Below are 12258 nucleotides of genomic sequence, written 5' to 3' on the forward strand. Positions count from 1 at the left end.
CCCTGGAACGCCGTTATGGCACGGTTACCTATTCGCAACGCTAAGTGACCAACGTCGTCACCCTGTGCAACAAGCCCCCTCCCGGCGGTCCAGCAGGGTCCCGGACATCCTGGCGGGATACCGGACCCAGGGGTCGCAACAGTACTCCATTCGGGCCACCTCCGTGGATCAACGCGCCGCCCCGACTTGCGGCAAGGGGTGCGAGTCGGCCGAGATGCGCCGCTTTCGAGTTCCTGAAACGTGGCGGACTTCACCTATCCGTCAGAAACGGAACTATTCGTTTCGGGCGTACGTCCCCTTTCTCGGACACATGAACGACCTCATCCGACAACGGGCGTTCATGTGTGAATGATCGTGAACGGGAAAGGCGGGAAAGTTCCGGTGATGCGTGAGGAACCGGACGGCGGTGCGGGTGCGGGGGCCGGAGCGTCCGGCAAGAAGAAGCGGCTGGATCTGAGCGTTCCCCAGGTGGCCGGGAGCGCCCTGGCCGCGGTGGTCGCCGCCAAACTCGCCTCGTCCTTCGGCGTCTACGGGACGATCCTGGGCGCGGGCGTGGTGAGCCTCGTCGCCACCTGCGGTGGCTCGGTCCTCCAGCATGTCTTCCGGCGCACCGGCGAGCAGATACGCGACGTGACCGTGCGGGGCAGGAGCCGCGAGGAGCAAGGGCCGTCGGTCCCGGGGGAGTTCACCGAGGGGACCGTCTACCGGGCCCGGACCAGGCGCTGGCGGCGGCCGGTGCTCGCCGCCGCCGTCGTCTTCGGCGTCACCATGGCCGGGATCACCACGTACGAACTGGTGTCGGGCAGCAGCTTCAGCGGCGGTTCGAGCACCACCACGGTCCGCGATGTCCTGACCGGTCACGGCAAGTCGTCCTCGAAGCAGGACACGCCGCCCTCGCCCTCGTGGACGCCGTCGCGCGGCACCGACGCGCCGTCGGGCGGTGCCACGCGGGGCGGTACGCCGTCCGCGGGCGAGGGAACCGGAGCGGCCACCGGACGCGAGAGCGCCGACCCGGAGAAGAGCCCGGCGCCCACGGCCACGACCGGCCCGGACACCGGCTCCGGCAGCCCGGCGCCGACCACGACGCCCACGCCCGGCACCTCGGTCACGCCCCCAGCACCCGACGCAGATAGCGGTTCCCGAAGCGGCGATCCGGGTCCAGACGGTCCCGCAGGGCAGTGAACTCGCCGAAGCGCGGATAGACCTCCGCCAGGTACTCCGCGTCACGCGTGTGCACCTTGCCCCAGTGCGGCCGTCCCTCGTGCGCGGTGAAGATCCGCTCGGCGGCGGTGAAGTATGCCTGATAGGGCGTACCGCGGAACATGTGTACGGCGATGTAGGCGCTGTCCCGGCCGGACGCGGTGGAGAGCGTGATGTCGTCGGCCGGGGCGGTGCGGACCTCCACGGGGAAGCTGATGCGCAGGTTCGACCGGTCGATCATGGCCTTCAGTTCGCGCAGCGTCTCGGGCAGGGCCTCGCGCGGGACGGCGTACTCCATCTCCAGGAACCGCACCCGGCGCGGTGAGGTGAAGACCTTGTAGGGGATGTCCGTGTACGTGCGGGCCGACAGCAGACGGCTGGAGAGACCGGCGATCGCCGGGATCGTGGCGGGCGCGGCGCGGCCGACCCAATTGGCCACCTGGAAGACGTTGTTGGAGAGGAACTCGTCCTCGAACCAGCCGCTCACCCGCCCCACCGGCCGCTCCGGTCCGGCGCTGCGGTTGTTGCGCTTGGTGGTGGTGCTGTCGGTGTGCGGGAACCAGTAGAACTCGAAGTGCTCGTTCTCGGCCCGGAGTTCGTCGAACTCGGCGAGGACCTTGTCCAACGGCATCGGCTCCTCGCGCGCGGTGAGCAGGAAGACCGGCTCCACCGCGAAGGTGAGGGCGGTGACGATCCCCAGGGCGCCGAGGCCGATCCGGGCGGCGGCGAAGACGTCGGGGTTCTCCTCCGCGGAGCAGGAGAGCACCGAGCCGTCCGCCGTCATCAGCTCAAGTCCCTTGAGCTGGGCGGCGATCGACGCCGAGTCGCGGCCGGTGCCGTGGGTGCCGGTGCTGGTGGCGCCGGAGACCGTCTGCTCCATGATGTCGCCCATGTTCGTGAGCGAGAGCCCCTCGCGCGCGAGCGCCACATTGAGTCTCTTGAGCGGCGTCCCCGCCTCGACCGTGACCGTACCGGCCGCACGATCGATCTCGCGGATGCCGGTCAACAGTTGAGGGCGTATCAACACACCGTCGGTCGCGGCGGCGGCCGTGAAGGAGTGCCCGGTGCCGACGGCCTTCACCGTGAGGCCGTCCTCCGCCGCCTTGCGCACGGCGGCGGAGAGTTCCTCCACCGAGGCGGGGGTGACCTCCCGTACGGGCCGGGCGGTGACGTTCCCCGCCCAGTTACGCCACGTGCCGCTCTTCCCGCTCGCTGTGGTGCTCAAGGGCCCCTCCCCGCTGCCGAACCGGCTTGCGCAGCCGGCGATACCCGAGGAAACCGACCGCGGCCGCGACGGCTCCGGACACCACCGGAACCCCGTACCCGGCCCGCGCACCGGCGGCGTCGATCACCCAGCCGCCCACGGAGGAGCCGATCGCGACCCCGACGGCGAGCCCGGTGGACACCCAGGTCATGCCCTCGGTCAGGTGCGCGCGTGGTACGTGCCGTTCGATGAGGCCCATCGTCGTGATCATCGTGGGTGCGATGGACAGACCCGCCACGAACAGCGCCACGGACAGAAACAGCAGGTTTCCGACCAGTAGGAGGGGGATCATACTCACGGTCATCGCACACACGCCCAGCAGCCACCTGCGTTCCGGCGCTCCGGTGAAGCGCAGCAGCCCGAAGACGACACCGGCCACGCAGGAACCCGCCGCGTACAGCGCCAGCACGACGCTGGCAGCCGCCTTGTGGTGCTGGTCCTCGGCGAAGGCGACGGTCACCACGTCGATCGCGCCGAAGATCGTGCCGACCGCCACGAACGTGGCCACCAGGACCTGGAGTCCGGGGGAGCGCAGCGCCGAGGCGCCGTCGTGCCGCTCGCGCGGGTGCGGCTCCGGTTCGGTGGCGCGCTGCGCGGTGAGCCAGAAGACGCCGGTCGCGAGGAATCCCGCGGCGAGCAGCGGCCCGGCCTCCGGGAACCAACCGGTGGACAAGCCGATGGAGATGATCGGCCCGAAGATGAAGCAGATCTCGTCCACCACCGACTCGAAGGAGTAGGCGGTGTGCAGTTGCGCGGTGCCCCCGTACAGGGCCGCCCAGCGCGCCCGGACCATCGCGCCGAGGCTCGGCACGGAACCGATGCCCGCCGCGCACACGAACAGCGTCCAGTCCGGCCAGGACAGACGCACGGCCAGCAGCAGCCCGGTGGCCGCGGCCAGCGCGACGAGCGTCGCCGGGCGCAGCACCCGCCGCTGCCCGTGCCGGTCCACCAGGCGGGATATCTGGGGGCCGATCGCGGCGGCGGACAGCGCGATGGTGGCGGAGAGCGCGCCCGCGAGCCCGTAGCGCCCCGTGAGCTGGGAGATCATCGTGACCACGCCGATGCCCATCATCGACAGCGGCATCCGTCCGAGGAAGCCGGCTGCGGAGAAGCCCTTGGAGCCGGGGGCGGCGAACAGGGCGCGGTACGGGCTGGGCACGGGGACTCCGATACATCCGGTAAGGCGTGAAATGCAGCGTGTGCCTTACGAGTCAGGCAAACGTAATGTATGCGGAGCCTTCTCGCGGCACCAGAGTACGAGGCTGCCTCGATGATCCGGCAGCGCGGGCGGGGCGGTCGGCGCGAGCGGTGCGGGTGACGGGTGGCAGGATCGTAGACATGCCCGAAGCACGTGATGCCAGCCCGTACGACGCTCTGCTGCTCCTCTCGTTCGGAGGCCCGGAGGGCCCGGACGACGTGGTCCCGTTCCTGGAGAACGTGACGAGGGGGCGGGGCATCCCCAAGGAGCGCCTGAAGGAGGTGGGCCAGCACTACTTCCGCTTCGGCGGGGTCAGCCCGATCAACGAGCACAACCGCGCCCTCCTCGCCGCCCTCCGCAAGGACTTCGCGGAGCACGGCCTCGACCTGCCCGTCTACTGGGGCAACCGCAACTGGGCGCCGTATCTGACCGACACCCTGCGCGAGATGGTCGACGCGGGCCACCGCCGCATCCTGACCCTCGCCACGAGCGCGTACGCCTCCTACTCGGGCTGCCGCCAGTACCGCGAGAACCTCGCGGACGCGCTGGCCACCCTGGAGGCCGAGGGCCTCGAACCGCCGCGGATCGACAAGCTGCGGCACTACTTCAACCACCCCGGCTTCGTGGAGCCCATGGCCGAGGGCCTGGTGAAGTCCCTGGCCGACCTCCCCGAGGAGGTACGGGCGGGCGCCCACATCGCCTTCACCACCCACTCCATCCCGCACACCACGGCGGACACCTCCGGCCCGGTCGAGGGCCACGGGGACGGCGGGGCCTACCTCCGCCAGCATCTGGACGTCGCGCGAGTGATCGCCGAGACCGTGCGCGAGAAGACCGGCGTCGACCACCCCTGGCGGCTCGTCTACCAGTCCCGCTCCGGCGCCCCGCACATCCCGTGGCTGGAGCCGGACATCTGCGACCACCTGGAGGAGTCGCACGACGCCGGGGTCCCCGCGGTCGTGATGGCCCCCATCGGGTTCGTCTCGGACCACATGGAGGTCCTCTACGACCTCGACACGGAGGCCACGGCGAAGGCCGGGGAACTGGGCCTGCCGGTGCGCCGCTCGGCCACCGTGGGCGACGACCCGCGCTTCGCCGCCGCGGTCCGCGACCTGGTCCTCGAACGTGCCGCCGTCGAGCGGGGACAGCGGGTCACCCCGTGCGCCCTCGGCACCCTCGGCCCGAGCCACCACGTCTGCCCGGTGGGCTGCTGCCCCGGCCGTACCCCCAAGCCCGCAGCCGCGGGCGCCGACAGCCCGTACGCGTGAGGAGCACCGTGAGCGAACAGTCCGAACCGTCCGGCCGACTGTCGGCAGAACTCCTGGAGATCGCCCTGGACGCCGCCCGGCGCGCGGGCACCTTCCTGCGCGACGGGCGCCCCGAGGACCTCGGCGTGGCGGCCACCAAGTCCAGCGCCATCGATGTCGTCACCGAGATGGACATCGAGGCCGAGAAGCTGATCACCGGCCTGCTCACCGACCGCAGGCCGGACGACGGCCTGCTCGGCGAGGAGGGCGCGAGCGTCGAGGGCAGCAGCGGCGTCGAGTGGGTGATCGACCCGATCGACGGCACCGTCAACTACCTCTACGGACTGCCCAGTTGGGCGATCTCGATAGCGGCCCGCAAGGACGGGGAGACGCTCGTCGGAGTCGTCCACGCGCCGATGCGCGGGGAGCTGTTCCGGGCCGTCAAGGGCCAGGGGGCGTTCGTCAACGACCGCCCCGTGCGCGTGCGCCCCGCGGCCGAGCTGAGCCTCGCCCTCGTGAGCACCGGCTTCGGCTACCTCGCCGAGCGCAAGGCCCACCAGGCCGAGGTCGTCCGGCAGCTCATCCCCGAGGTGCGGGACATCCGCCGGGGCGGCTCCGCCGCGATCGACCTGTGCGACGTGGCGGCGGGCCGCCTGGACGCGTACTACGAGCGCGGACTGAACCCCTGGGACTACGCGGCGGGCGACCTGATCGCCCGCGAGGCGGGCGCCCTGACCGGTGGCCGCCCCGGAGAGCCGCTCTCCCCGGCCCTGACCGTCGCGGCCCCACCCGGCCTGTTCGAGGTCCTCCAGGCCCGCCTGGACGGCCTGGGCGCCTGGCACGACTGACCGCACCACGACGCGTCACCGCACCGCACGCGGCGGGGCCCCGGCCTGGATCTGCCGGGGCCCCGCCGCGTGCTGCTACGTGCCGCTCAGGCGCGCGTCGCGCCGACTTCCACACCGTGCTCGGCGGCAAGGCGGTGCAGATCGTCGAGTTCCGACTGCTCGACCTCCGCGAGGAAGTCGTCGCCGGTTTCGCGGGCCCGCGTCAGGTCGGACTCGGTAGCCCGTATGCGCTGGAGAAGCCCTGCGGTGAATGCGTCCATGCTGCGCCCCCTCGTCCTGGGTCGTGGGATCGGTGGCACGGGGTGTGTGCCTTCGGGAAGGGAAACGATCACGACGGAAAGCGGTGGGCGGCCGACCACAGGGTGGTGTGCCACGCGCAGAGCGTGATCGTGGGGTGTAAACCCGTCCTCCCCTCGCCTTCTTCCGTGGAAACCTCACGGGGGCGAGAAAATTTCGCATTCCCGGGCAGCCGGGCCGCTCCGTCCGGCTCCGCCACCCCTCTTACAGCCGGTTTATGGTCGAAAAGGGCAGGATGGAGCCCATCATCCAGACAGCCCAGCCCTGCGGGGTGCGCGCAATCAGGTCGCGCGGGTGGACAGAGGAAGGACAAGCGACGTGCGCGTACTCGTCGTCGAGGACGAGCAACTGCTCGCCGATGCGGTGGCCACCGGACTGCGCCGGGAGGCCATGGCCGTCGACGTCGTGTACGACGGTGCGGCGGCCCTGGAGCGCATCGGCGTCAACGACTACGACGTGGTCGTCCTCGACCGCGATCTCCCGCTGGTGCACGGCGACGACGTCTGCCGCAAGATCGTCGAGCTGGGTATGCCCACGCGCGTGCTGATGCTCACGGCGTCGGGCGACGTCAGCGACCGGGTCGAAGGCCTGGAGATCGGCGCCGACGACTACCTCCCCAAGCCGTTCGCGTTCAGCGAGCTGATCGCGCGCGTGCGCGCCCTCGGGCGGCGTACGAGCATGCCGCTGCCGCCCGTCCTGGAGCGCGCCGGGATCAAGCTCGACCCCAACCGCCGCGAGGTCTTCCGCGACGGCAGGGAGGTCCAGCTCGCCCCCAAGGAGTTCGCCGTCCTCGAAGTCCTCATGCGCAGTGAGGGCGCCGTCGTCTCGGCCGAGCAGCTCCTGGAGAAGGCCTGGGACGAGAACACGGACCCCTTCACCAACGTCGTGCGCGTGACGGTCATGACCCTGCGCCGCAAGCTGGGCGAGCCCCCGGTCATCGTCACCGTGCCCGGCTCCGGATACCGGATCTGATCACCGTGGCCCCGACCCCCGCGCCGCCCTCGGCGCCGCCCAAGCCCACCTGGAACCCCCGCAGGCCCGATCCCCCGTTCCCCTGGCTGCGCCCGACCATCCGGATACGGCTCACGCTGCTGTACGGCGGCATGTTCCTGATCGCGGGCATCCTGCTGCTGTCGATCATCTATCTGTTCGCGGCGCACGCGCTCAACGTGGGCAGCGAGCTGCCGTTCGAGATCGTCTCGGGGCGAGTGGTCAGCAAAGCCTGCGACCTGCCGCCCAGCCTGCCCGCCAACGAGCTCAACGACGCCCTGAGCTCCTGTGTGAACGAACAGCGCCAGCACGCCCTGGACAACCTCCTCAGCCGCTCGCTGCTGGCCCTGCTCGGCCTCGCCGTGATCGCCTTCGCCTTCGGGTACGCGATGGCCGGACGCGTGCTGTCGCCGCTCGGCCGCATCACGCGCACGGCCCGCGCGGTGGCCGGATCGGACCTGTCCCGCCGTATCGAGCTGGACGGCCCGGACGACGAGCTGAAGGAGCTGGCGGACACCTTCGACGACATGCTGGAGCGGCTGCAACGCGCCTTCACGGCCCAGCAGCGGTTCGTCGGCAACGCCTCGCACGAGCTGCGCACCCCCCTCGCGATCAACCGCACGCTCCTGGAGGTGCACCTCTCCGACCCCGCCGCCCCGGTCGAGCTCCAGCAGCTCGGGAAGACGCTGCTGGCCACCAACGAGCGCAGCGAGCAGCTCGTGGAAGGGCTGCTGCTGCTCGCCCGCAGCGACAACCAGATCGTCGAGCGCAAGCCCGTCGACCTCGCCGAAGTGGCCTCCCGGGCCGTCGACCAGGTACACGCGGAGGCGGAGTCCAAGGGGGTCGAGATCCGCGGCGAACGCTCCGCGGCGGTCGTCCAGGGCAATGGCGTCCTGCTGGAGCGGATCGCCCTGAACCTCGTCCAGAACGCGGTGCGCTACAACGTCCCGGAGGGCGGCTGGGTCGAGGTGACGACCGAGGTCCAGCACGGCCAGGCGGTCCTGCTGGTCTCCAACACCGGACCCGTGGTCCCCGCGTACGAGATCGACAACCTCTTCGAGCCCTTCACACGCCTGCGTAACGAGCGCACGGGCAGCGACAAGGGCGTCGGCCTGGGCCTTTCCATCGCGAGGTCCGTGGCGCGCGCCCACGGTGGTCACATCACCGCGCAGCCCCGTGAGGGCGGTGGCCTGGTGATGCGAGTTACCCTGCCCGTCTGAGGCCTTACGCGGTCCGGCCCGTGTTCGCCACGTGCGGAATTCCCGGGTTCTGGACGCGATCGCGCCCTGTGTGATCGATCACAAGGGCGCGATTCCGGCCACCCACTCTCCGTGATCGCACAAGGTCCCAAACATCGGGAAAATCCGGGTTTTCTGGGCCCTTGATCACGGGAAGTACACGATGAGATGCCTTTGAAATGCGGCACAGAGACCGTGTACGGTCCGGTTCGCCATCCAACCCGATCACTCTTGAGGAGTCCGGTTGGGTGTCGATTGAGTAACAGACCTTGATGTGAGGCAAAATCTCCGCCTCGAGGCGGGCACAAGTCCGGCCTCTCACGCGTTACGTGCGCTGGAGACACCCGCAGACACCCAGAGGGGGAGAGCGAAATGGCAACCGATTACGACACTCCACGCAAGACCGATGACGATGTCGACTCCGACAGCCTTGAAGAGCTGAAGGCCCGGCGGAACGACAAGTCCGCCTCCGCCGTCGACGTCGACGAGTTCGAGGCCGCCGAAGGCCTGGAGCTCCCGGGCGCCGATCTCTCCAACGAGGAATTGGCCGTCCGGGTGCTGCCGAAGCAGCAGGACGAGTTCACGTGCATGAGCTGCTTCCTGGTGCACCACCGCAGCCAGCTGGCCCGGGAGAAGAACGGTCAGCCGATCTGCCGCGACTGCGACTGAGCAGGGGTCGGCCGTGACTGGCTCGACCCCTCCTCGGAAGCGCCGCTTCTCGCGCAGGGAAGCGGACCACGAGCCGTATGACGGCTCTCACCGCGTGCGTGACGACGAGCGAGGCTCTTCCGCCACCGGAGCAGCCTCGCTCGAGCCGACACCCACGCCCACGGCCCCCCAGGGGCCGACGGTGCCGGCCGTAGCGCCCGCACCGGTCGCACGGCGCCGTGCGGCTGCCGTCAGGCGCGGAATCCAGGAGGGCGTCCGCAAGGGCGGCAGCCAGGCCAAGGCGGGGCTGGCGTACCTCACGGACCGGATCATCGAACTGCCCCCGCGCATCCCCGTACGGGACCTTACGACCCTCCGCAGACAGTTCCCCGGCCTCGGGCCCGAGGAGCTCGCGGACAAGCTCGTCGCAGGCGCGGCAGGGGCATCGGCCATGGTCGGAGCCGGGGTGGGCGCCGTGGCGATGCTGCCGGTACCGCCCGCCATGCCGACCGAGCTGGCCACGGAGATCACCGGCGTCGCGGCGGTCGAGATGAAGCTGATCGCCGAGCTGTACGAGGTCTACGGCGTCCGCCCGTCCGGCGGTCTCACCCAGCGCAGCACCACGTATCTGAGGTCCTGGACCGGCGAGCGCGGGATCCGGGTCGCCAAGCCGTCGACGATCGACGCGGCCTTCGGCGGACAGATGAAGCGCGAACTGCGCCAGCAGATCATGAAGCGAATGGTCCGGGACCTGCCGAACCTCATGCCGTTCATGGTGGGCGCCACGGTGGGCGCGGTCATGAACCGGCGGGACACCAGGCGGCTCGCGGAGCGGATCCGCACGGACCTGCGGCGGATGCAGGTGCCCTGGGAGGAACTGCCCGAGCTGCCGCCCCTGGAGAAGCCCGCCGACCCCCTGGAACTGGGCCCCTGAGCCCTCTCGGCTAGCCCTTGGCCGCTGCCGCCTCGAGCGCTGCCGCCAGCCGCTGCGGCTCCCGCGTCGACAGATACAGATACGGGGTCGGGTCCGCCGGATCCGTGACCTCGATCCTCACAGCGGTCGGGATGTAGGCGCGAAGAAGCATGAAGGCGTGCGGGTTCGCCTTGTAGGTGCGCCAGGCGCGCGCCTCCTCCTGGTCCAGGATCTCCGTGCCACCGAGGGCCGACAGCGGGATCTTCGCCTCGCCCGCGATCAGCGATTCACCCACCACACGGATGCGGACGGAACCGTACGAGCTGGCCACGACCGCCGAGACCGCGGTGCCGCCGACCAGCCCGCCCAGCAGCGGCAGCGTGCCGAAGGGGACGAGGATCAGAGCCATCGAGCAGCCGATCAGGAGGCACATCAGCCACCAGCTACGGGGCGCGGTGAGACGTTCTTCGTACGGTGACGCGGAGAGCTGCATGGGGCCAAGCTTGGCACGATGTCCGGACCGTCCTCACGCGCGGGTAAGGTCTGCGGCTGTGAGTGGTACTTCCGCAGCTCTGACGCCCCCCGCCGACGCCCTGGCGCCCGTACGGCACCCCGACGCGCCCGCCCCGGGCGAACTGCTCGGCACCCACTACGAACAGTGTTTCGGGTGCGGCGGCGAGCAGCCGCACGGACTGCACCTCCAGGCGCGAGCCGGTGAGGGCGTCGCCCTGACCGCCGAGTTCACCGTGCACGCCGCCCACCAGGGCGCGCCGGGCCTCGCCCACGGCGGGCTCCTCGCCACCGCCCTCGACGAGACCCTCGGCTCGCTGAACTGGCTGCTGCGCACCGTCGCGGTGACCGGCCGCCTGGAGACCGACTTCGTGCGGCCCGTCCCCGTCGACACCGTGCTCCATCTGGAAGCCGAGGTCACGGCGGTCGCGGGGCGCAAGATCTACTCGAGGGCGACCGGACGGATAGGCGGCCCGGACGGGCCCGTCGCCGTCCGCGCCCAGGCCCTCTTCATCGAGGTGAAGGTCGACCACTTCATCGACAACGGCCGCCCGGAGGAGATCCAGGCGGCGATGAGCGACCCGGACCAGGTCCGGCGTGCCCGTGCCTTCGAGGTGAACCCGTGACCCCTGCCCCCCTGAACGTGCTGATCCGGCGTATCGACCCGGACGTACCGCTTCCCGCGTACGCGCACCCCGGCGACGCGGGAGCCGATCTGCGCACCACCGAGAGCTGCGAGCTGGCGCCCGGCGAGCGGGCCGTCCTGCCGACGGGTGTGTCTGTAGCGCTCCCCGAGGGGTACGCGGCGTTTGTGCATCCGCGCTCCGGGCTTGCCGCGCGCTGCGGTGTCGCCCTCGTGAATGCCCCAGGGACGGTTGATGCCGGGTACCGTGGGGAGATCAAGGTGATCGTGGTGAACCTCGATCCGCGCGAACCGGTGCGGTTCGAGCGCTTCGACCGGATTGCCCAACTGGTCGTCCAGCAGGTCGAGAGGGTCCGCTTCCAGGAGGTCGCGGAGCTTCCCGAGTCGGCGCGGGCCGAGGGGGGCTTCGGGTCCACCGGCGGTCATGCCGCCGTGGGCGGCACAACGGGTGGGAATCGATACGCTTCGGTCGTATCCGACCGGGAAGGACAGTGACGTGTTCGGACGTCGGAACAAGAAGGATGCCGCCGACAGCGCGGCCGGCGAGGCCGAGCAGGTCGTCGACGGTGTCGACACTGACGCGGACGAGGCCGAGCGCGAGCGCGTGAGGCTCGAACCGGCGCCGCGACCCGAGGGTCCCTGGGACAGCTCCGAGGTCCGTGAGCCCGCCGAGGGCCGCGTGGACCTGGGCGGTCTGTTCGTGCCCGGAGTCGAGGGCATGGAGCTGCGGGTCGAGGTCGCGGGTGACGCGATCGTCGCGGCGACCGTCGTCCTGCGCGACAGCGCCATCCAGTTGCAGGCCTTCGCCGCTCCCAAGCGCGAGGGCATCTGGGGCGAGGTCCGCGAGGAGATCGGCAGCGGCATCACCCAGCAGGGCGGCATCATCGACGAGGTCGAGGGGTCGCTGGGCTGGGAGCTGCGCGCGCAGGTACCGGTCCAGCTTCCGGACGGCACGGGCGGATTCCAGGTCGTGCGGTTCGTCGGCGTGGACGGCCCCCGCTGGTTCCTGCGGGGTGTGATCTCCGGACAGGGCGCCGTGCAGCCGCAGGCCGCGGGCCTGCTGGAGCAGATCTTCCGGGACACGGTCGTCGTCCGGGGCGAAGGCCCCATGGCGCCGCGCGACCCGATCGTGCTGAAGCTGCCGAACGACGCGCAGATGGTGCCCGAGGGCGGCGTGCAGCAGGAGGAGGGCGGCTCGCGCTTCTCCGGCGGCATGGGCCAGCTCCAGCGCGGTCCCGAGATCACCGAGGTCCGCTGACCGG

Annotated in this window: 14 protein-coding genes; 10 read left to right on the forward strand and 4 right to left on the reverse strand. The window is 70.7% G+C overall.

What is annotated here, in order from left to right; all coding sequences use genetic code 11:
- The first annotated feature begins 384 nt into the window (after positions 1-384).
- Positions 385-1182 carry a hypothetical protein gene (locus ACZ60T_RS17690; RefSeq protein WP_469666680.1) on the forward strand — a complete coding sequence of 266 codons (798 nt, stop codon included), beginning with the start codon at positions 385-387 and terminating at the stop codon, positions 1180-1182.
- Here ACZ60T_RS17690 and ACZ60T_RS17695 read toward each other — a convergent pair.
- Complete coding sequence (locus ACZ60T_RS17695) at positions 1106-2425, reverse strand: D-arabinono-1,4-lactone oxidase (protein ID WP_469666681.1); 1320 nt, start codon at positions 2423-2425, stop codon at positions 1106-1108. The two genes, ACZ60T_RS17690 and ACZ60T_RS17695, sit on opposite strands and share 77 nt — an antisense overlap.
- The gene (locus ACZ60T_RS17700; protein ID WP_469666683.1) at positions 2385-3623 is read right to left on the reverse strand and encodes an MFS transporter; all 1239 of its coding nucleotides are present in this window, start codon (positions 3621-3623) and stop codon (positions 2385-2387) included. The genes ACZ60T_RS17695 and ACZ60T_RS17700 overlap by 41 nt, the downstream gene beginning before the upstream one ends.
- A 179-nt stretch (positions 3624-3802) precedes the next feature.
- On the opposite strand from ACZ60T_RS17700, the gene ACZ60T_RS17705 reads away from it, so the two are divergent.
- On the forward strand, positions 3803-4930 hold the full coding sequence (locus ACZ60T_RS17705) for a ferrochelatase (RefSeq protein WP_469666685.1): 1128 nt from the start codon (positions 3803-3805) through the stop codon (positions 4928-4930).
- Positions 4931-4938: 8 nt separating this feature from the next.
- Positions 4939-5757 carry an inositol monophosphatase family protein gene (locus tag ACZ60T_RS17710; protein WP_469666687.1) on the forward strand — a complete coding sequence of 273 codons (819 nt, stop codon included), beginning with the start codon at positions 4939-4941 and terminating at the stop codon, positions 5755-5757.
- A gap of 86 nt (positions 5758-5843) precedes the next feature.
- Here ACZ60T_RS17710 and ACZ60T_RS17715 read toward each other — a convergent pair whose 3' ends face one another.
- Complete coding sequence (locus ACZ60T_RS17715; RefSeq protein ID WP_252425774.1) at positions 5844-6017, reverse strand: hypothetical protein; 174 nt, start codon at positions 6015-6017, stop codon at positions 5844-5846.
- Positions 6018-6372: 355 nt separating this feature from the next.
- Here ACZ60T_RS17715 and ACZ60T_RS17720 point away from each other — a divergent pair, with 355 nt between their 5' ends.
- The 4 genes from ACZ60T_RS17720 to ACZ60T_RS17735 all read left to right on the forward strand — a co-directional run bounded on the left by ACZ60T_RS17720 (position 6373) and on the right by ACZ60T_RS17735 (position 9864).
- On the forward strand, positions 6373-7026 hold the full coding sequence (locus ACZ60T_RS17720; protein WP_252425773.1) for a response regulator transcription factor: 654 nt from the start codon (positions 6373-6375) through the stop codon (positions 7024-7026).
- Between the two features lie 5 nt (positions 7027-7031).
- A complete protein-coding gene (locus tag ACZ60T_RS17725; RefSeq protein WP_365623771.1) occupies positions 7032-8264 on the forward strand; it encodes a sensor histidine kinase in 1233 nt (410 codons plus the stop codon).
- Between the two features lie 390 nt (positions 8265-8654).
- Positions 8655-8951 carry a DUF4193 domain-containing protein gene (locus ACZ60T_RS17730; RefSeq protein WP_003993510.1) on the forward strand — a complete coding sequence of 99 codons (297 nt, stop codon included), beginning with the start codon at positions 8655-8657 and terminating at the stop codon, positions 8949-8951.
- Positions 8952-8964: 13 nt separating this feature from the next.
- Positions 8965-9864, forward strand: a complete 900-nt coding sequence (locus tag ACZ60T_RS17735; protein ID WP_469666690.1) for a hypothetical protein — start codon at positions 8965-8967, stop codon at positions 9862-9864.
- Between the two features lie 10 nt (positions 9865-9874).
- On the opposite strand, the gene ACZ60T_RS17740 is transcribed toward ACZ60T_RS17735, so the two are convergent.
- Positions 9875-10336 (reverse strand): DUF3093 domain-containing protein, encoded by a 462-nt coding sequence (locus ACZ60T_RS17740; protein WP_469666692.1) that lies wholly within the window; start codon positions 10334-10336, stop codon positions 9875-9877.
- 58 nt (positions 10337-10394) lie between these two features.
- Here ACZ60T_RS17740 and ACZ60T_RS17745 point away from each other — a divergent pair, with 58 nt between their 5' ends.
- Genes ACZ60T_RS17745 through ACZ60T_RS17755 form a run of 3 tightly spaced genes read left to right on the forward strand, consistent with a single transcriptional unit; the run spans position 10395 to position 12254 of the window.
- Positions 10395-10979, forward strand: coding sequence for a PaaI family thioesterase (locus ACZ60T_RS17745; RefSeq protein WP_365623765.1), 585 nt, complete (start codon positions 10395-10397; stop codon positions 10977-10979).
- Positions 10976-11491, forward strand: a complete 516-nt coding sequence (gene dut / locus ACZ60T_RS17750) for a dUTP diphosphatase (protein WP_365623763.1) — start codon at positions 10976-10978, stop codon at positions 11489-11491. The genes ACZ60T_RS17745 and dut overlap by 4 nt, the downstream gene beginning before the upstream one ends.
- A gap of 1 nt (position 11492) precedes the next feature.
- On the forward strand, positions 11493-12254 hold the full coding sequence (locus tag ACZ60T_RS17755; RefSeq protein ID WP_365623761.1) for a DUF3710 domain-containing protein: 762 nt from the start codon (positions 11493-11495) through the stop codon (positions 12252-12254).
- Positions 12255-12258: the final 4 nt, after the last annotated feature.

This window comes from Streptomyces sp. NPDC104371, from assembly GCF_055583785.1.

What these genes read in the sequence shown, in the direction of transcription:
- ACZ60T_RS17690 (WP_469666680.1), top strand. Translation starts at nt 385, where the DNA reads ATGCGTGAGGAACCGGACGGCGGTGCGGGTGCGGGGGCCGGAGCGTCC.
- ACZ60T_RS17705 (WP_469666685.1), top strand. Translation starts at nt 3,803, where the DNA reads ATGCCCGAAGCACGTGATGCCAGCCCGTACGACGCTCTGCTGCTCCTC.
- ACZ60T_RS17715 (WP_252425774.1), bottom strand. Translation starts at nt 6,017, where the DNA reads ATGGACGCATTCACCGCAGGGCTTCTCCAGCGCATACGGGCTACCGAG.
- ACZ60T_RS17730 (WP_003993510.1), top strand. Translation starts at nt 8,655, where the DNA reads ATGGCAACCGATTACGACACTCCACGCAAGACCGATGACGATGTCGAC.
- ACZ60T_RS17740 (WP_469666692.1), bottom strand. Translation starts at nt 10,336, where the DNA reads ATGCAGCTCTCCGCGTCACCGTACGAAGAACGTCTCACCGCGCCCCGT.